This window comes from Streptomyces sp. SPB074, assembly GCF_000154905.1.
In the GTDB taxonomy this organism is placed as follows: domain Bacteria; phylum Actinomycetota; class Actinomycetes; order Streptomycetales; family Streptomycetaceae; genus Streptomyces.
In genome coordinates this window covers 5,344,315-5,361,837 of sequence record NZ_GG770539.1, presented here as the reverse complement: position 1 = coordinate 5,361,837, position 17,523 = coordinate 5,344,315, and the positions used below count along the sequence as shown (strand labels likewise).

The window sequence follows — 17,523 nt, the reverse complement described above, 5'->3', positions numbered from 1 at the left end:
CCGCGCGCCCGGAGACCGCCGCCGTCCCGGGCGGTACGTCCTCGCCCGCACCCCGCGCCGCCCGGCCGCCGTCCGCGAGGCCGTCGCGCAGCCGGGAGCGTTCCCCGGCGGGCAGCGCGTCGAGGAGGCGGCGGGCGGCGGCGAGCTTCGCCTCGACCGTGCGCTTGTGCCGGGCGACGTCCGCGCGGGTGCGTTCCAGGCGGCGCAGGGCCTCGCGCGCCTCGGCGCGGTCCTGGGCCAGCTCGCGCTGGACGCCGACGAGGCGGCCGAGTTCGGCGGCGCGCCTGCTGCCGACCTGGTCGAGGAGGGCCGCGTGGCTGAGGTAGCGATCGGGGTCGGAGGTGAGCAGCAGCGCGAGCGCGGGATCGATACCGCCCGAGCGGTACTGCGCGGCGGCGAGCGAACCGAGCGCGCCGCGCATGGTGTTGACGCGTTCCTGGGCGCGGGCGACGGCGTCGGTGGAGCGGCGCACGGTGGCGCGCAGCCGGTCGGCGCGCTCCTCGGCCTTGTTGTACGACTCGGTGGCGCGCTCCGCCTGGGTGTAGAGCCGGTCGAGCCCCGCCCTGGCCTCCTGCCGACCGGGGTGCGGGGCGGCCCCTGCGGGCGTCGCGGTGGGGACGGCGGCGAGCGCGGCGGCCGCCGCCGCGGTGAGGACGGCGCCGCGCGCGGTGCGCCCGGTGGAGAGGGAACGGCGGTGAGACGCCACGGCGTTCGCTGTCCTTTCGCTGGGGCACGGGCGCGGGCGCCCGGTGCGTCGGGGCGGGTCCCGGGAGCGCGCGCCGGGCCGGGACCCGGCGGCTGTGCCGGAACGCGCGCCGACAGTAGCCGCCGCCCGGGGCGGGCACCAACGACCGACGGTCCGTCGCTTTGGGCGAGTTCGTCCGGCTTCCGGCAACCCCGCGCAGGTCACAGCGGGTCCCCCGGGTCAGCACGGGGGCACGGGATTCCCCCGATCGGGCGGGTGTGGCGCGCCCCCGGGCCGGACACGGCGGAGCCCCGGGAAGCGGGTGCTTCCCGGGGCTCCGGTGAACGCCGTTACGGCCGTGCGCGGTTCAGACGCGCACGCCGAACTGGAAGGGCATGTTGCCGATCGACTCGTAGCGCACGACGGTGCCGGTGCGCGGGGCGTGCAGCACCTGGCCGTTGCCGGCGTAGAGACCGATGTGGTGCAGGTCCCCGTAGAAGAGCACGAGGTCGCCGACCTGGAGCTGGCTCTGCGAGTAGATGCGCGTCCCCGCGTTCGCCTGCGCCTGCGAGGTGCGGGGCAGCGAGGCCCCGGCCTGGCGGTAGGCCCAGGAGGTGAGGCCCGAGCAGTCGTAGGAGCTGGGGCCCGTGGCGCCGAAGACGTAGGGCTTGCCGAGCTGCGTCTGCGCGGCGGAGAAGGCGCGGCCGGCGGCGCCCGAGCCCTTGCCGGGGTTGGCGATGGTGCCGGGCGCGGAGGTGCCGGCGGAGCCGGAGGGGGTGCTCAGCGCGGTGCGCTCACTGGCACGGTTGGCGCGCTCCTCCTCCTTCTGGAGCGCGGCCTTCTCGGCGGCCGTCATCGAGTTGAGGAGCCGCTGCGCCTCGGCGAGCTTGCCCTTCACCTCGCTCTTCTTCTTGCCCAGCTCCTTGCGCGTGTCGGCGAGGTCGGCGAGCTTGTCGGCGGCCTCCTTGCGCTCCTGGGCGAGCTTGCGCTGCTTGGCCTGGATCTGCTTGAGCTGCTGGGTCTGCTGCGCGCTCAGCTGGTCGAGGGCACCGGCCTGCTGGAGGAAGGAGTCCGGGTCGGCGGAGAGGAAGAGCTGCACGGAGGGGTCGATGCCGCCGGAACGGTACTGGGCGGCGGCGACGGCCCCGAGGGACTGGCGCTGCTCGTTCAGCTCGTCCTGGCCGCGCGCCACCTTGTCCTGGATGGCGTCGACCTCCTTCTCCAGCTTCTTCTGCTTCTCGGTGGCCCCGTTGAGCTTCTCGGTCGCCTGCTCCGCTTCGTCGTAGAGCTTGTCGACCTTCGACTTCACCTCGGACTTGGTCGGCTTGGGGTCTGCGTGCGCGGCCTGCGAAGTGAGGGCCACGGCAGCAGCGGCGGTCGCGGTGAGCACGGTCACGCGGGCGCGGCTCGGCTGCTTCGGTCGACGGTGGGACGCCACGAAGGCGAGCTCCTTCTTCCTCCAGCCGCCTACCGATCCACCGGTGGGCGGTGCCCTCTCACCGCCACCCCGGATGGGTGATCAACCGAGCGAGAGTTCGGGCCGACAGTAGTGACCTTCTTGTGATCAGTTCAAATCCTCACCGGTAAAAAACCACGACTCACGGGTTTCTTTACCCACAAGCCACCTGCGGTGACGAAGAACTGACCGAGCGTCGCGCCCCAAGCGCCACGAAAGCCACCAGATAACGCGTCGGTCACAGATCATACGAACCGAGTCGCAACAGCCATACCGGGCACATGTGTTCCCCCGGCCGCCCACCGGGTGTCCGCCGCCCCCGCGCGGCGCCGGACGCCGGCGGTTCAGCCGCGCGACAACCGCTTCAGGAGCATGACGCTGGGCACCGGACGCGCCCCCGCCTTCGCGATGCCGTCCGCGACCTCCTTGTCGGTGGAGACCACCGTCACGGGCCGCCCGGGCGGCTCGGCGCGCACGAGCCGACGGATGAGCTCGTCCGCCGTCACCCCGGCCTTGCTGAACAGCACCCGCACCCCGCGCGGCGGCGCGAGCAGCACGGGGGCCGCCAGCTCCGCCCCGTCGAAGACGCACGTCACCTCGGCCCCGCTCTGCGCCGCGAGCTGCGAGAGCCCGCCCAGCAGCCGCAGCCGCTGCTTCTCCAGGGGCATCGTCGGATAACCGGTCTTGGTGACGTTGTACCCGTCCACGACGAGGTGGGCCTGCGGCAGCGCCAGCAACTGGTCCAGGATCGCCGGGTCGTCCTCGGCGAGCGCGCGGGCAGCGATGTCCTTCGGGCTGAACTTCGCCGGCTCGCGCGCGTCCACGGTCTCGGCGGGACGTACGGAGACGGGGGGCAGCGCCAGTTCGCGGCGCAGCCCCTGCGCCGCGTCGAGCACGGTGTCGAGCAGCAGCCGCAGCCGCATGTCCTCCACGCTGCGCCCCTCGCGCGTCGCCTTGCGGCTCGCCTCCAGGGCCGCCTCGACCTCGCCGAGACGCGCCCGCACCCGCCGCGTCTCGCTCTCGGCCGCGCTCAACTGCGCCTGGAGCTCGGCGCGCTGCGCCTCGGCCCGCTCCTGCTCCTTGCGCAGCGCGGACTCGCCGCGCTTGATGTCGCTCTGCGCGGCGCGCAGCCTGCGCCGCACCGCGTCGCCCTCGCGGCGCAGTCCCTCGACCTCGCCGCGCAGCCGCTCGCTGTCCGCGCGCCCGCGCTCGCGGGCCTCGTCGCGCTCCGCGCGCAGCCGGTCCAGCTCCTGGCGGGCCACCGCGTCCATCCGCTCGGCCCCGGCCCGTTCGGCCTCCTCACCGGCGGCGGCCACGAGCTTGAGCCAGCCCGGGGGCCGCAGCAGGTACGCGACGGCGGCGACGTCCACCGGGTCGGCGGCCGGGGGCGGGGCGCCCTCGCCGAGCGCCGCGCACAACTCGGGCTGCGCGGCGCTCAGCCGCTCGGCGACACGGGCCCGGAAGGCGGCGTCGTTCTCCACCGCCGCGGCCATCGCGTTGCCCGCGTACTTGAGCCGCCTGCTCGGCGTGAAACGGGCGTACTGGCGGAGCTGCGGGGGGAGTTCGGCGAGGGTGAGGCCCCCGAAACAGTCGGCCACGTACTGCACGACGCGGTGCCTGACGCCTTCGGGCAGCGGCCCTTCCAGCCCCTCCCCCGCGCCGTCACCGCCGCGCACGTCGCCCTCGCGCCCCGCGTCCCCGGGCTCAGCGTGCTCCCCCGGCTCCACGTGCTCGCGCGCGCTCTCGGCCGGGACGTGCCCCGGGTCCGCGGGAACGGCGTCCCCGTCCCCGTTCCGCTCCGCGCCGTGGGGCGCACCGGCGGGCTCGGCGTTCGCTTCCTCCACCATGTCCTCACCCCACTCGCTCGTGCGGCCCCGGCCTCAGGCAGCCGGCCCCGGCCTGTCCACCAGCTCGATCTGGTCCACCGCGTTGCACCAGCGGCAGCGGACCGAGTCGATCGTCTCACTGACGACCTGGCGCTCCTCGACCTCCGGTTTCCCCGCGAGGTCGAGGTGGACGTACTCGACGACCTTCGAGGAACGGCTCACGTCGAACCTGGTGAGATTGCCGCACAGCGTGCAGCGCCAGCGCGTGGTCTCCGTCGGGAGGGGAACGGTCATCGTCTGCGTCGCTTCCTTCTCGTGCTCGTGCTCGGGGGTGTGCGTGGGCTTCGTGCTCGTGCGGCCGAAGGGTGTCGCGGTGTCCTCGTGCCGCCCGTAACCCTACGGCCTCGGGCGGGAGCGCGCGGCGGGGACCGAGGCCCGGACTACAGTGGGCCCACCAGGACAGCGAAGGGGACCCACCGCCGTGATCACCGCGATCGTGCTCATCAAGACCAGCGTCGACCGAATCCCGGAGATCGCCGAGTCCATCGCCGCGCTGGACAGCGTGAGCGAGGTCTTCTCCGTCACCGGCTCCTACGACCTCATCGCGATGGTCCGCGTCGGCCGCCACGAGGACCTCGCCGAGATCATCCCGAACCGGATCAGCAAGATCCCCGGCGTCGCGGGGACCGATACGCACGTGGCCTTCCGCACGTACTCGCAGCACGACCTGGAGGCGGCCTTCGCGATCGGCCTCGATTCCTGAGACCGCGCGGGTACGCGTCAGGGGCGCCGGTCCCGCGACCGGCGCCCCTGCCCCGCGTCCCATTCAGACCGCCGGCACGCAGCGCCCGCCCTCGGTGCGGTAGGTCCAGCGCGCGCCCTGCTCGACCAGCTCGCGCACCGCGCCCAGGAAGCGCTCCACGTGCTCGTCGGGCGTCCCGGCGCCGAAACTGACCCGCACCGCGTTGAGTGAGCCGCCCTCGGGCGCCCCGCACTCGCCGGGCGCCCCTGCGTCCGCGCCGAGCAGCGTGCGCACCAGCGGGTGGGCGCAGAAGAGCCCGTCGCGGACCCCGATCCCGTACTCGGCGGAGAGCGCCGCCGCGAGGTGCGAGCTGTTCCAGCCGCTCACGACGAAGGAGAGCACGCCGACCCGCTCGGCCTCCGGACCGAAGAGCCCGAGGACGCGGACGCCCTCGATCGCGGCGAGCCCGTCCCGCACCCGCGTCACGAGCTGCCGCTCGCGCGCCACGAGCGCGTCGAAACCGGCCTCGGTGAGGGCCTTGCAGGCCGAGGCGATCGCGTAGGCGCCGATGACGTTCGGCGAACCGGCCTCGTGCCGGGCGGCGCCCTGGTGCCACTCGACGTCCACCCCGCCGTCCGCGCGCCTGCTCACGGCACGGCTCGCGCCGCCGCCCGCGAGGTAGGGCTCGGCGTCCTCCAGCCAGTCGGCGCGGCCGGCGAGGACCCCGGCGCCGAAGGGCGCGTACAGCTTGTGGCCGGAGAAGGCGATCCAGTCCACGTCCAGGTCCGTGACCGAGACGGGGTGGTGCGGAGCGAGCTGGGCGGCGTCCAGGACGATCCGCGCCCCGTGCGCGTGCGCGACGCGCGCCAGCTCGGCGACGGGCCACAGCTCCCCGGTCACGTTCGAGGCGCCCGTGACGCAGACGAGGGCGGGGCCCCCGCCGGTACGGGCGTCCAGCGCGCGCTCCAGCGTGGCGACGGCCTCCGCGGGGCTGCGCGGGGCGTCCAGGTGGGTGACGGCGGCGGTGCGCCAGGGCAGCAGCGAGGCGTGGTGCTCGGTCTCGAAGACGTACACCTCGCAACCGGCGGGGAGAGCGGCGGCGAGGAGGTTGAGCGAGTCGGTCGTGGAGCGCGTGAAGACGAGCTCGTCGTCGGCGCGGCAGCCGAGGAAGGCGGCGACGTCGGCGCGGGCGGTCTCGAAAAGTTCGGTGGAGAGCTGCGAGAGGTACCCGGCGCCCCGGTGGACGCTGCCGTAGTACGGGGCGTAGACGGCCACGTCGTTCCAGACGCGTTCCAGGGCCGGGGCGCTCGCCGCGTAGTCGAGGGCGGCGTACTCGACCTCTCCCCCGGTGACGAGCGGCACGCGCACCTCGCGGCCGAGGACGGGCAGCGGCGCGGCGGGGGCGGTGGCGGAGGAGGTGGCAGCGGCGGAGGCGGCGGAAACGGACATGGCGAACTCCCGTACGTGAGGCGGAGGGCAGCGGAAGGCGAGCTGCGAAGGCTGGGGGTTCCGGGCGGTACGAAGAGCCCGGCGACCGAGAACGGCGAAGGGCACCGCACCCTGATGTGGTGAAGGGTGTGCGCCCTAGGACATTCGCTTGCTCACGGAGAACCGCTCCCTCGACGACCAGGACCCCTGGTGCCTGACGCCGCGAAAGGGAGGTGCCAACGCCCCTGACGGGCGCGGAGGGGTCCGCGCTTGCCGCAGACCTCGCTGCCTGCGGCCAGGTCTTCACCCGGGGCACCCCGCCACGGACGGAGGGTTGCCGGACAGCAGGCCGGGGCCGTAGGCGCTGTCACTCATGACCTGCCAGCATCCTGCCACAGGGGCGGGCCCGAGCCCAGGGGGTTCCAGAATGCGGAACGGGGGCGGCACGTTCCCGTGCCGCCCCCGCCGTGTGCGCCGCTCAGGCGTTGCTGGCCCGGACCCAGCGCTCCAGGGCCGCGTCCGCCGCCCCGGAGTCCAGGGACTCCGCGGCCAGCGCCATGCCCGCGCCGATCCGTTCCGCGAGCGGCTCCGGGCCCGGGCGCAATGCCGCGAGGGCCGCCGCCGAGTTGAGGAGCACCGCGTCGCGGACCGGGCCGCGCTCGCCCGCGAAGAGGCGGCGGGCGACCTCCGCGTTGTGCGCGGCGTCGCCGCCGCGCAGGGCCGAGACCGGGGAGAGGGCGATGCCGACCTCGCGCGGGTCGAAGCCCTCCTCGCGCACCGTGCCGTCCTGGACGATCCACACCCGGGAGGTCGCGGCCGTCGTGAGTTCGTCGAGGCCGTCGTCGCCCCGGAAGACGAGCGCGGAGGAGCCGCGCGCGGCGAGCACCCCGGCCATGATCGGCGCCATCCGCGCGTCGGCGACCCCGGTGGCCTGGGCCCGGACGCGGGCCGGGTTGGTGAGCGGGCCGAGGAAGTTGAAGGTCGTCCGGATGCCCAGCTCGCCGCGTGCCGCCGCGACGTACCGCAGCGCCGGGTGGAACTTGACGGCGAAGCAGAAGGTGATCCCGGCCTCCTCGGCGACCCGCGCGACCCGCTCCGGGCCCAATTCCAGGTTGACGCCGAGCTTCTCCAGGACGTCGGAGGCCCCGGAGGCGGAGGAGGCGGCGCGGTTGCCGTGCTTGACGACCTTCGCGCCGGTGCCCGCGACGACCACGGCGGACATCGTGGAGATGTTGACGGTCTTGGCCCCGTCCCCGCCGGTGCCGACGATGTCGACGGTCTCGCCGGGGACCTCGATGGTGCGGGCGTGCGCGTACATCGCCTCCACGATGCCGCTGATCTCCTCGACGGTCTCGCCCTTGGCGCGCAGGGCCACGGCGAAGCCGGCGATCTGCGCGTCCGTGGCCTCGCCCCGCATGATGCGGTCCATCGCCCAGGCGGTGTCGGCGGCGGACTGGTCGCGGCCCGAGAGGAGTCCGTCGAGCACAGCCGGCCAGGAGCGGGCCGCCGCGGTGTCGCCTCCGACGGGGTGCACAGCGCTCATGGCCGCTCCTGGTGTGTGGGTGGGGGCGGGGGTGCAGCGCGCCGGGCCGCCGGTTCTTCCGGGCCCCACCCTATCGGCGCGCGAGCAGCGCGAAGGGCCCCGTCCGCCCACCGGGAAGGTGGGACGGGCCGGGGCCCTCAGGTGGCGTGTCGCGTAACAGTGCGGGGATCAGTGGTGGCCGTGGCCGCTGGTGATCTCCTTGTACTCCTCCTCCGTCGGCTTCGGGATCTGGGTCCCGTCGCCGTAGTAGCTCTTGGAGAGCTTCGAGCGGAGCTTGTCCGCGCCGGAGACCTTGCGCTTGACGCCGTTCTCGTCGGTGGTCGCACCGATCTCGAAGGGCTGGGGCTGGTCGTGCGCGGTGAGGGTGTAGCGCTGCCCGGCGCTGAGCGGCTCGTGCACCTCGATGAACTCACCGTGCGGCAGGCGCTTGATGACACCGGACTCGCGCCCGTGCAGCACCTTCTCCCTGTCGCGGCGCTGGAGACCGAGGCAGATGCGCTTGGTGATGATGAAGGCGACGACCGGGCCGAGGAAGAAGCCGATCCGCACGAACCAGCTGATCGCGTTGAGCGAGAGGTGGAAGTGCGTGGCCCACAGGTCGTTGCCACCACCGACGAGGGTGATGAAGTACATCGTGAGCCAGGCGACGCCGAGGCCGGTACGGACCGGGGCGTTGCGCGGGCGGTCCAGGATGTGGTGCTCGCGCTTGTCGCCGGTGACCCAGGACTCGATGAACGGGTAGACCGCCATCGCGCCGAGGACGAGGCCGAAGACCACCAGCGGGATGAACACGCCGAGGACCAGCGTGTGGCCCCACAGGTTGATCTCCCAGCCCGGCATGACCCGGATGAGACCTTCGGCGAAGCCCATGTACCAGTCGGGTTGCGCGCCGGTGGACACCTGGTCGGGCCGGTACGGGCCGATCGCCCAGATGGGGTTGATCGTCGCGATGCCGGCGATGGCCGCGATGACACCGAAGACGAGGAAGAAGAAGCCTCCGGCCTTCGCCATGTACACCGGGAGCAGCGGCATCCCGACGACGTTCTTCTCGGTGCGTCCGGGCCCCGCGTACTGCGTGTGCTTGTGGTAGAAGACCAGGATCAGGTGGCCCACCATGAGCCCGAGCATGATGCCGGGCAGCAGCAGGATGTGGATCGAGTAGAACCGGGCGACGAAGTCGCCGCCGGGGAACTCCCCGCCGAACAGGAACATCGAGATGTACGTGCCGACGATCGGTACGGACAGGATCGCGCCCTGCGTGAAGCGGACACCGGTGCCGGAGAGCAGGTCGTCCGGGAGCGAGTAACCGGTGAAACCGGTGAACATGCCCAGGGCGAAGAGCAGGAAGCCGAACAGCCAGTTGATCTCACGCGGCTTGCGGAAGGCGCCCGTGAAGAAGACGCGCATCATGTGCACGAACATGCCGGCGAGGAAGATGAGCGCGGCCCAGTGGTGGATCTGCCGGATGAGCAGACCGCCGCGGACCTCGAAGCTGATCTTCAGCGTGGAGGAGAACGCCTCCGACATGAGCTGGCCCTGCATGGGGCCGTAGACGCCGTGGTACTCCACCTCGTTCATGCTCGGGTGGAAGAACAGCGTCAGGTACACACCCGTGAGGATGATGATGATGAAGCTGTACATGCAGATCTCGCCGAGCATGAAGCTCGGGTGGTCCGGAAAGATCTTCCGCATGTTGGACTTGGCCAGGCTGTAGATGCCGAGCCGTCCGTCCGCCCAGTCGGCGAGCCGTTCCCCGGCGGGCGTCTGACCGCGGTCCGGCGCGTCGTCGCCGGGTGCGTGCGTGTTCTCGGTGCTCATCCGCGCTCCCAGAAGGCAGGGCCGACGGGCTGGTCGAAGTCGCCGAGCGCTTCGAGGTAACCCTCGTCGTTCACGCCGATCCGCAGCTGCGGCAGCGGGTGACCGGCCGGGCCGAAGATCACTCGGGCGCCGTCGGAGAGGTCGAAGGTGGACTGGTGGCACGGGCAGAGGACGTGGTGCGTCTGCTGCTCGTACAGGCTGATCGGGCAGCCGACGTGGGTGCAGATCTTGGAGTACGCGACGATGCCCTGGTGCGACCAGTCCAGTTCGCGCTTGTCCTTGATGTTCTCCGGGGCGATCCGGATGATCATCAGGGCGGCCTTGGCGATCTGCGTCTGGAAGTCGTGGTTCGTCTCCTCCAGGCCCTCGGGCTTGGCGAACGTCAGCGAGCCGGTGATGACGTCCTCGGGACGCAGCGGCTCGTTGGTGTTCATGTTGACGATGACCGAGCCCTTTTTCCACATCGTGGAGCGGAGCTTCTTCTCGGGCAGCGGGCCGAGGTCGCGCAGCAGCACGACGCCGGAGAGCGGCACGAGGGCCAGGGCACCGAACATCGAGTTGCGGATCAGCTTGCGGCGCCCGATGACGGAGTCCTTGGCGCCCTGCTTGAAGTCCGCGATGACCTTCGCGCGGGTGTCGTTGTCGGCCTCGATGTCGTGCCGCTCGTCGACCAGCTCGACGTCGGACATCAGGGTGCGGGCCCAGTGGACGGCGCCCGCGCCGATGGAGAACAGCGCGAGGCCCAGGGTCAGGCCGAGCGAGAAGTTCAGGGCGCTGACGTGCCCGAAGGGCCAGATGTAGACGATCTTGCCGGGCTTGAAGATCACGTACGAGGCGATGAAGCCGGCCGTCGCGAGCATCGACAGGGTGAAGAGGAAGGCGACCACGCGCTCGCTGCGCTTGGCGGCCCGCTCGTCCAGGTCCTGGATGCGGTGCTCGTGGGGCGGCAGCCCCGGGTCGGCGAAGGGGTTCTTCACCAGCTCGGCCGAGTGCTCCTCGGCGCCCTGCCCGGCGGGCAGGTTCTCTTCGGGATTGTCTTGGCTGCTCATGACTTCTTGGCCTTTGCGGTCCGGACGGCGACCCACGTGGAGACGGCGATCAGCGCACCGAGCCCGAAGACCCAGGCGAAGAGACCCTCACTGACCGGGCCGAGACCCCCGAGGCTGAGCCCACCCGGGTTGGTGGCCTTGTCCCCGTTGACGTCGCGCAGGTAGGCGATGATCTGCTTCTTCTGCTTCTCCGGCATCGTGGTGTCGGGGAAGGAGGGCATGTTCTGCGGGCCGGTCTGCATGGCCTCGTAGAGGTGCTTCGGGTCGACGCCCTCCAGGGAGGGGGCGAACTTGCCGTGCGTCAGCGCGCCGCCCTCACCGGAGAAGTTGTGGCACTGCGCGCAGTTGGTGCGGAAGAGCTCGCCGCCCTTGGCGCTGTCCGACCCGGCGGGGTCGTACTGGTTCTTGGTCGGCACCTCGGGACCGGCGCCGAGCGAGGCGACGTAGGTCGCGAGCCGGTCGATCTCCTTCTCGGAGTAGATGACCTTCTTGCGGGGCGCCTGGGCGCCCTGCTGCTGGAGCGGCATACGGCCGGTACCGACCTGGAAGTCGACGGCCGCGGCGCCCACGCCGACGAGGCTCGGGCCGTCGCTGCTGCCCTGTCCACCGGTTCCGTGGCAACTGGCGCAGCCGACGTCGTAGAGCTTCTTGCCCTCGTCGATCTTGAGGGACTGGGCTGTTTCCTCAGCCTGTGCCTTGTCCGCGGGCGCGAACGCGGCGTACAGCCCCCCGGTGGCCGCCAGCGCGAGGAGTAGGACGACGACCGCCGCCAGCGGATGGCGTCGTCGTACGGAGAGCTTTTTCACGGATTACCCCGGTGTCAGGATCTTCTGCGTCGGTGCTACTGGATGTGGGCTTCTCGCCCGGATTACTTGATCAGGTAGATCGTGGCGAAGAGGCCGATCCAGACGACATCGACGAAGTGCCAGTAGTAGGACACGACGATGGCCGCAGTGGCCTGGTGATGTGTGAACCTCTTGGCCGCGTACGTCCGGCCCAGGACCAGCAGGAAGGCGATGAGGCCGCCCGTCACGTGCAGTCCGTGGAATCCGGTCGTGAGGTAGAAGACGGAACCGTAGGGGTCGGAGGAGAGCGAAAGCCCGTCCTTCTTCACCAGCTCCGTGTATTCGAAGATCTGGCCTCCGATGAAGATCGCTCCCATCACGAAGGTGATCGAGAACCACGTGCGGAGCTTCTTCACGTCACCTCGCTCGGCGGCGAAGACGCCGAGCTGGCAGGTGAGAGAGGAGGCCACCAGGATGGCGGTGTTCGTGCCCGAGAACGGAACGTTCAGGGCATCCGCCATTTCCTTCCAGTGGTCCGGTCCGGTCACCGATCGCAGGGTGAAGTACATCGCGAAGAGGGCCGCGAAGAACATCAGCTCGGAACTCAGCCAGATGATGGTTCCGACGCTGGTGAGGTTCGGCCTGTTGACCGACGGGTGCGCGGGCCCGGTTTCTACTGTCGTTGCTGTCGCCACGACCGACATTATGTCGGTCGCTTATCCCGCCCTCACTCCCGGGGGTGCCGTTCGGTGTGTCCGCCCCGTGTGTCGGGCCCGAACGGCCCATCGTTGAGCTGTTCACAGCGGTGTTGACGGGGAGTCGGACGGAGTAGCATCCGGCCCACCGGGGACCCGGTCACGCCCGAGGCCAGGAGGAGACATGCAGCCGATCGCCACCGTGCTGATCTACAGCGACAACGCCGAAACCCGCACCCAGGTACGGCTCGCCACCGGTCGCCGGCCCGCCCCCGACGCGCCCCGGGTGCAGTTCGTGGAGTGCGCGACGCTCCCTGCGGTGCTCAGCGAGCTGGAGCGGGGCGGCATCGACGTCTGCGTCCTGGACGGCGAGACGGCGCCGGCGGGCGGCATGGGCGTCTGCCGCCAGATCAAGGACGAGATCTTCCGCTGCCCCCCGGTGCTCCTGCTGATGGGCCGCCCCCAGGACGCCTGGCTGGCCACCTGGAGCCGCGCCGACGCCGCCGTCACCCTCCCGGTGGACCCGGTGGAGTTCGCGGGGGCCCTCGCGGGGCTGCTGCGCAAGGAGCCCGTCGCGGCCGGCGCCACCGACTGAGCCCCCGGGCGTCCGGGGACGGTCCGCGGGGCGGGCAGCCGGCGCCGCCCGCGAAAGGCCCTCCCCGCGCCGTACGGGCGCGGGGAGGGCCGCGGGGATTTCACTCCCCCGGGTGATTACAGCTGCGGCCTGAGCCGCGCCTGCTCCACCCCGCCGGGAGCCGTGTTCCGGCCGCTCCCGTTCACCGCGCTGCCCTCCTGCCACTTGGCCCAGCTCAGGTTCCAGTCCCCGAAGCCGTTGCCGAACGGGGCCATCGCCTCGCCCTCGCTGTTGACGACCCGCACGACGTCCCCCTCCCGCACGGCGTCGAAGAACCAGTGCGCGTTCCCGGTGCTCATCCCCACGCAGCCGTGGCTCGTGTTCGCGGAGCCCTGCGAGCCGACCGACCACGGCGCGGCGTGCACGTATTCGCCGCTCCATGTCACCCGGGTGGCCCAGTGGACGGGCAGGTCGTAGGACTCGGAGCTGCCCGCGGCGATGCCGACACTGCCGCTGCGCATCCGCACGAAGGACTCCTTGCCCAGGATCACCTTGATCCCGTTACGGGTGGAGAAGCCCGGCTTGCCGGTGGTCACCGGCAGGGTTTTTATCTCCCGGCCGTTCTTCCGCACCGTCATGTGGTGGCTGCCGGAGTCGACCAGCGCCTCCACGCGGTCGCCGAAGGTGAGGGAGAGCGGCTTGGCGTCCGCGCCGCGCAGGGTGTCGGTGACCTTGACGCCGTTGAGGTTGGCGCTCACGTCCACCGTGGAGTGCGCGGGCCAGTAGGTGCGCGGGCGGTAGTGGAGCTCCTTGGAGTCGACCCAGTACCAGGAACCCTCGACGTCCCGCGAGGACCGCACCCGCAGGGAGCGCTCGACGACGGCGCGGGCGGCCTTGTCCTTGACGGGGGCGCTCAGCTCGGCGGTGATCGGCTGCCCGACGCCGTACGTGCCGGCCTTGGGCCCGAAGGTCACCTTGAGGCGGTTCTTGCCCGCCTCCGCGGTGCGGAAGCGGAGGGTCTTGAGGCCCGGCGCGCCGTCCTTGTTCTCGGTGGTGACGCGCACCGTGTAGTCGGCGGCGGCGGCGAGGGGCCCGGTGGAGTGCCAGCGGTTCCCGTCGGCGGAGAGGGCCCCGGCGACCTGGCGGCCGAGGCTGTCGGTGGCCGTGACGTCGGTGATCCGGCTGTCCTTGCCCTTGCTGGTCACCTCCAGCGGCTTGTCCGGGTCGACGCGTTCGGCGCCCGCCGCGTTGAAGGAGACGTGCCCCGCCGCGTCGTACGGACGGGCCGTCAGCGAGTTTCCACGGGCGTCGCCGCCGCAGGCCGTGAGGCCGGCTCCGAGAGCGGCCACCAGCACAGTGCAGCTCAGTACCGTACGGGTTCGCGGTGTGTGGCTCATGGCCTCAACGTACGAAGCCGGGGCCCGTTCAGCGCGGTCGGCTGAGCCGTTCGGGTGGCCCGCGCGCAAGCGAAAGGAGGGGCCGGGACGCGCCGTGCGGCGTGTCCGGGCCCCTCCTGACGTGGTGTGTGCTACTGGTTCTGGTTCTCGCCGCGGTAGTACTCGAAGACCCAGCCGAAGAGGCCGATCAGGAGGATCGGGGCCGAGAAGTAGAGCAGCCACCAGCCGACTGCCACGGCGAGGAAGGCGAGCGCGCCGCCGACGCCGAGGGCGAGCGGCTGCCAGCTGTGCGGGCTGAAGAAGCCCACCTCGCCGGCGTCGTCCGCGACGTCGGCCTCCTTGTTGTCCTGCGCGCCCGCGTCGATCCGCCGGGCGGTGAACGCCAGGTAGTAACCGATCATGATGCAGAGCCCGAAGGCCAGGAAGAGCGCCGTGGTACCGGCCGGCTCCTTCGACCACACGCCATAGACGACCGCCATGGCGAGGACGAAGACGCTCAGCCAGATGAACATCTTGCCCTGGATCTTCACCGTCCGACCTCCTTGCCGCCGACGAGCGCGGTGTCGCGCTGGTCGCCGTTCTCCAGCTGGTCGAGGGCCGCGATCTCCGGGTGGTGGAGGTCGAAGGCCGGGGACTCACTGCGGATACGGGGCAGCGAGGTGAAGTTGTGCCGGGGCGGCGGGCAGGAGGTCGCCCACTCCAGGGAGCGGCCGAAGCCCCACGGGTCGTCCACCTCGATCTTCTTGCCGTACTTGGCGGTCTTCCAGACGTTGTAGAAGAACGGCAGGATCGACAGGCCGAGCAGGAAGGAGCTGATGGTCGAGACCGTGTTCAGCGCGGTGAAGCCGTCGGCCGCCAGGTAGTCGGCGTAGCGGCGCGGCATCCCCTCGGCGCCCAGCCAGTGCTGGACGAGGAAGGTGCCGTGGAAGCCGACGAAGAGGGTCCAGAAGGTGATCTTCCCGAGCCGCTCGTCGAGCATCTTGCCGGTGAACTTCGGCCACCAGAAGTGGAATCCGGCGAACATCGCGAAGACGACGGTCCCGAAGATCACGTAGTGGAAGTGGGCCACGACGAAGTACGAGTCCGAGACGTGGAAGTCCAGCGGCGGGGCCGCGAGGATGACGCCGGTCAGACCACCGAAGAGGAAGGTGATCAGGAAGCCGACCGACCACAGCATCGGTGTCTCGAAGGACAAGGAGCCCTTCCACATCGTGCCGACCCAGTTGAAGAACTTCACGCCGGTTGGCACGGCGATCAGGAACGTCATGAAGGAGAAGAACGGGAGGAGCACCCCGCCGGTCACGTACATGTGGTGCGCCCAGACCGTCACCGAGAGACCGGCGATGGCGATGGTCGCGCCGATGAGGCCGACGTAGCCGAAGATCGGCTTGCGCGCGAAGACCGGGATGACCTCGGAGATGATGCCGAAGAACGGCAACGCGATGATGTACACCTCTGGATGGCCGAAGAACCAGAAGAGGTGTTGCCAGAGCAATGCCCCGCCGTTTGTCGCGTCGAATACGTGCGCCCCGAATTTTCGGTCCGCTTCGAGCGCGAAGAGCGCGGCGGCGAGCACCGGGAAGGCGAGCAGCACCAGGACACCGGTGAGCAGCACGTTCCACGTGAAGATCGGCATCCGGAACATCGTCATGCCGGGGGCGCGCATACAGATGATCGTGGTGATGAAGTTGACCGAACCGAGGATCGTGCCGAAGCCGGAGAAGGCGAGGCCGAGAATCCACATGTCGGCGCCGACGCCCGGGGAGCGGACCGCGTCCGAGAGCGGCGAGTAGGCGAACCAGCCGAAGTCGGCCGCGCCCTGCGGGGTGACGAAGCCGCCCACCGCGATGACCGAGCCGAAGAGGTACAGCCAGTACGCGAACATGTTCAGCCGCGGGAAGGCCACATCGGGGGCACCGATCTGGAGCGGCATGATCCAGTTGGCAAAACCGGAGAACAGCGGCGTCGCGAACATCAGCAGCATGATCGTGCCGTGCATCGTGAACGCCTGGTTGAACTGTGCGTTCGAGATCAGCTGCGTACCGGGCCTGGCCAGCTCGGCGCGCATGATGAGCGCGAGCACACCGCCGATGCAGAAGAAGACGAACGAGGTGACCAGGTAGAGCGTGCCGATCGTCTTGTGGTCGGTGGTGGTCAGCCACTTCACCACGACGTTCCCGGGCTCACGGCGGCGGACGGGAGGCCCGGAGACGGGCGCTCCTTCCGCGGTCGCGACCCGCTGCGGGTCGTTGTCGATACTCACAGGTTCTTCGTCTCCCGGTTCTTCTCGTGGCCCGACTGCTCGATACCGGCCGGGATGTAACCGGTCTGGCCGTCCTTGGCGAGCTGCTTGAGGTGGGCCTCGTAGCGCTCGGGCGAGACGACCTTGACGTTGAAGAGCATCCGGGAGTGGTCGGCGCCGCAGAGTTCGGCGCACTTGCCCAGGAAGGTGCCCTCCTTGTTGGGGGTCACCTCGAAGGCGTTGGTGTGCCCCGGGATGACGTCCTGCTTCATGAGGAAGGGGACCACCCAGAAGGAGTGGATGACGTCACGCGAGGTCAGGACGAAGCGGACCTTCTCGCCCTTGGGGAGCCAGAGCGTCGGCCCCGGGTTCCCGGTCTGCGGGTTCCGGTCGGCCGGGGTGCCGGCGACGTAGACGCCTTCGGCGCCCTTGGGGAAGTCCGCGGCGAAACGGTCCGGGATCGCCTTGAGTTCCGCCGACTTCGCGGCGTCTCCGGTGGAGTCGTTCCCGTCGACGTTCTCGACGTAGTTGAAGCCCCAGCTCCACTGGTAGCCGACCACGTTCACCGTGTGGGCCGGCTTGTCCGAGACGTCCATGAGCTTCGACTCGTCGCGGGCGACGAAGTAGAAGAGGACCGAGACGATCAGCAGCGGAACAACCGTGTACAACGTCTCAAGAGGCATGTTGTACCGGGTCTGCCGGGGCACCTCGACCTTGTGGCGGCTGCGCCTGTGGAAGAACACGCTCCACAGGATCAGCCCCCAGACGAGGACACCCACGGCGAGGGCCGCCGCCCAGGAGCCCTGCCACAGCGAGAGGATGCGCGGCGCCTCCTCCGTGGTGGGGGTGGGCATTCCAAGGCGGGGGAAGTCCTTGTATGAGCAACCGGTAGCGGTTACCAGGATCAGGCCCGCAGTCAGCACCTGCGGCAGCTTCCGCCGCATCGGGCGCCGCGACGAGCGGTCGGAGCCGTTGGGACTCACGTAGCGCCTTCCCGAGAGTCTCGCCCGCACCGAGGCGTACGCGGCCTTCACGCTGGTCGGTCGCCGTGCCCCCGCGGCGGGCAGGGTTTGGATGTTTATGCGGACCAAACCCTACTGGACTCAATTTGGGGTCGCGCGGGGAGGGTCCCCAACGCGCCGCAGCACTCCCCGAAGGGGTGGAATCGCCCCTCGCGCAGGCCATCTGACGCCCCTTCTCCCGGGCGGTCCCGGCGTGTCGCGCGGGGGCGGGGGGCGGCACGCCGAAAAGAGCGGGCACACGGCCGGGCGTGTCGCGGACGG

At 70.8% G+C, this 17,523-nt stretch carries 16 protein-coding genes and 1 riboswitch; of the genes, 2 read left to right on the top strand and 14 right to left on the bottom strand.

The window, feature by feature from the left end:
* From SSBG_RS31650 to SSBG_RS22725, 4 genes are all read right to left on the bottom strand, one after another.
* Positions 1-706 (bottom strand): coiled-coil domain-containing protein (locus SSBG_RS31650; RefSeq protein WP_078491390.1); only part of this gene is annotated, 706 nt, incomplete at its 3' end.
* Positions 707-1,052: 346 nt separating this feature from the next.
* The gene (locus tag SSBG_RS22735) at positions 1,053-2,123 is read right to left on the bottom strand and encodes a C40 family peptidase (protein WP_008748417.1); all 1,071 of its coding nucleotides are present in this window, start codon (positions 2,121-2,123) and stop codon (positions 1,053-1,055) included.
* Positions 2,124-2,485: 362 nt separating this feature from the next.
* Positions 2,486-3,988: an NYN domain-containing protein gene (locus SSBG_RS22730; RefSeq protein ID WP_234010628.1), complete on the bottom strand. Its 1,503-nt coding sequence runs from the start codon at positions 3,986-3,988 to the stop codon at positions 2,486-2,488.
* Positions 3,989-4,021: 33 nt separating this feature from the next.
* On the bottom strand, positions 4,022-4,261 hold the full coding sequence (locus SSBG_RS22725) for a hypothetical protein (protein ID WP_008748415.1): 240 nt from the start codon (positions 4,259-4,261) through the stop codon (positions 4,022-4,024).
* 187 nt (positions 4,262-4,448) lie between these two features.
* Between SSBG_RS22725 and SSBG_RS22720 the strand changes: the two genes are divergently transcribed.
* Positions 4,449-4,730 (top strand): Lrp/AsnC family transcriptional regulator, encoded by a 282-nt coding sequence (locus SSBG_RS22720; RefSeq protein WP_008748414.1) that lies wholly within the window; start codon positions 4,449-4,451, stop codon positions 4,728-4,730.
* A gap of 63 nt (positions 4,731-4,793) precedes the next feature.
* Here the strand turns inward: SSBG_RS22720 and SSBG_RS22715 are convergent, their stop codons facing one another.
* The 6 genes from SSBG_RS22715 to SSBG_RS22690 all read right to left on the bottom strand — a co-directional run bounded on the left by SSBG_RS22715 (position 4,794) and on the right by SSBG_RS22690 (position 12,036).
* Positions 4,794-6,158, bottom strand: a complete 1,365-nt coding sequence (locus SSBG_RS22715; protein WP_008748413.1) for an aminotransferase class V-fold PLP-dependent enzyme — start codon at positions 6,156-6,158, stop codon at positions 4,794-4,796.
* Between the two features lie 240 nt (positions 6,159-6,398).
* Positions 6,399-6,516: riboswitch (SAM riboswitch) on the bottom strand.
* Between the two features lie 99 nt (positions 6,517-6,615).
* Positions 6,616-7,680 carry an anthranilate phosphoribosyltransferase gene (gene trpD, locus SSBG_RS22710; protein ID WP_008748412.1) on the bottom strand — a complete coding sequence of 355 codons (1,065 nt, stop codon included), beginning with the start codon at positions 7,678-7,680 and terminating at the stop codon, positions 6,616-6,618.
* 168 nt (positions 7,681-7,848) lie between these two features.
* Positions 7,849-9,498 (bottom strand): cytochrome b, encoded by a 1,650-nt coding sequence (locus tag SSBG_RS22705; protein WP_008748411.1) that lies wholly within the window; start codon positions 9,496-9,498, stop codon positions 7,849-7,851.
* Entirely contained in the window at positions 9,495-10,547 is a 1,053-nt protein-coding gene (locus tag SSBG_RS22700) for a ubiquinol-cytochrome c reductase iron-sulfur subunit (protein WP_008748410.1), read from the bottom strand. The genes SSBG_RS22705 and SSBG_RS22700 overlap by 4 nt, the downstream gene beginning before the upstream one ends.
* Positions 10,544-11,353: a c-type cytochrome gene (locus tag SSBG_RS22695; protein ID WP_008748409.1), complete on the bottom strand. Its 810-nt coding sequence runs from the start codon at positions 11,351-11,353 to the stop codon at positions 10,544-10,546. Before SSBG_RS22695 ends, SSBG_RS22700 begins: the two co-directional genes overlap by 4 nt.
* A 62-nt stretch (positions 11,354-11,415) precedes the next feature.
* Entirely contained in the window at positions 11,416-12,036 is a 621-nt protein-coding gene (locus SSBG_RS22690) for a cytochrome c oxidase subunit 3 (protein ID WP_008748408.1), read from the bottom strand.
* 175 nt (positions 12,037-12,211) lie between these two features.
* Between SSBG_RS22690 and SSBG_RS22685 the strand changes: the two genes are divergently transcribed.
* Complete coding sequence (locus SSBG_RS22685; protein WP_008748407.1) at positions 12,212-12,622, top strand: hypothetical protein; 411 nt, start codon at positions 12,212-12,214, stop codon at positions 12,620-12,622.
* Positions 12,623-12,738: 116 nt separating this feature from the next.
* Here the strand turns inward: SSBG_RS22685 and SSBG_RS22680 are convergent, their stop codons facing one another.
* From SSBG_RS22680 to coxB, 4 genes are all read right to left on the bottom strand, one after another.
* Positions 12,739-13,998 carry a L,D-transpeptidase gene (locus SSBG_RS22680; protein WP_008748406.1) on the bottom strand — a complete coding sequence of 420 codons (1,260 nt, stop codon included), beginning with the start codon at positions 13,996-13,998 and terminating at the stop codon, positions 12,739-12,741.
* A gap of 131 nt (positions 13,999-14,129) precedes the next feature.
* Positions 14,130-14,528: a cytochrome c oxidase subunit 4 gene (locus SSBG_RS22675; RefSeq protein ID WP_008748405.1), complete on the bottom strand. Its 399-nt coding sequence runs from the start codon at positions 14,526-14,528 to the stop codon at positions 14,130-14,132.
* Complete coding sequence (gene ctaD / locus SSBG_RS22670) at positions 14,525-16,261, bottom strand: cytochrome c oxidase subunit I (protein WP_008748404.1); 1,737 nt, start codon at positions 16,259-16,261, stop codon at positions 14,525-14,527. Before ctaD ends, SSBG_RS22675 begins: the two co-directional genes overlap by 4 nt.
* Positions 16,258-17,223 carry a cytochrome c oxidase subunit II gene (coxB, locus tag SSBG_RS22665; protein ID WP_078491500.1) on the bottom strand — a complete coding sequence of 322 codons (966 nt, stop codon included), beginning with the start codon at positions 17,221-17,223 and terminating at the stop codon, positions 16,258-16,260. Before coxB ends, ctaD begins: the two co-directional genes overlap by 4 nt.
* Between the last annotated feature and the right edge of the window lie 300 nt (positions 17,224-17,523).

Excerpts from the sequence above, each read along its gene's own strand:
- SSBG_RS22730 (WP_234010628.1), bottom strand. The coding sequence starts at position 3,988 with ATGGTGGAGGAAGCGAACGCCGAGCCCGCCGGTGCGCCCCACGGCGCG.
- SSBG_RS22725 (WP_008748415.1), bottom strand. The coding sequence starts at position 4,261 with ATGACCGTTCCCCTCCCGACGGAGACCACGCGCTGGCGCTGCACGCTG.
- SSBG_RS22715 (WP_008748413.1), bottom strand. The coding sequence starts at position 6,158 with ATGTCCGTTTCCGCCGCCTCCGCCGCTGCCACCTCCTCCGCCACCGCC.
- trpD (WP_008748412.1), bottom strand. The coding sequence starts at position 7,680 with ATGAGCGCTGTGCACCCCGTCGGAGGCGACACCGCGGCGGCCCGCTCC.
- SSBG_RS22705 (WP_008748411.1), bottom strand. The coding sequence starts at position 9,498 with ATGAGCACCGAGAACACGCACGCACCCGGCGACGACGCGCCGGACCGC.
- SSBG_RS22700 (WP_008748410.1), bottom strand. The coding sequence starts at position 10,547 with ATGAGCAGCCAAGACAATCCCGAAGAGAACCTGCCCGCCGGGCAGGGC.
- SSBG_RS22690 (WP_008748408.1), bottom strand. The coding sequence starts at position 12,036 with ATGTCGGTCGTGGCGACAGCAACGACAGTAGAAACCGGGCCCGCGCAC.
- SSBG_RS22685 (WP_008748407.1), top strand. The coding sequence starts at position 12,212 with ATGCAGCCGATCGCCACCGTGCTGATCTACAGCGACAACGCCGAAACC.
- SSBG_RS22680 (WP_008748406.1), bottom strand. The coding sequence starts at position 13,998 with ATGAGCCACACACCGCGAACCCGTACGGTACTGAGCTGCACTGTGCTG.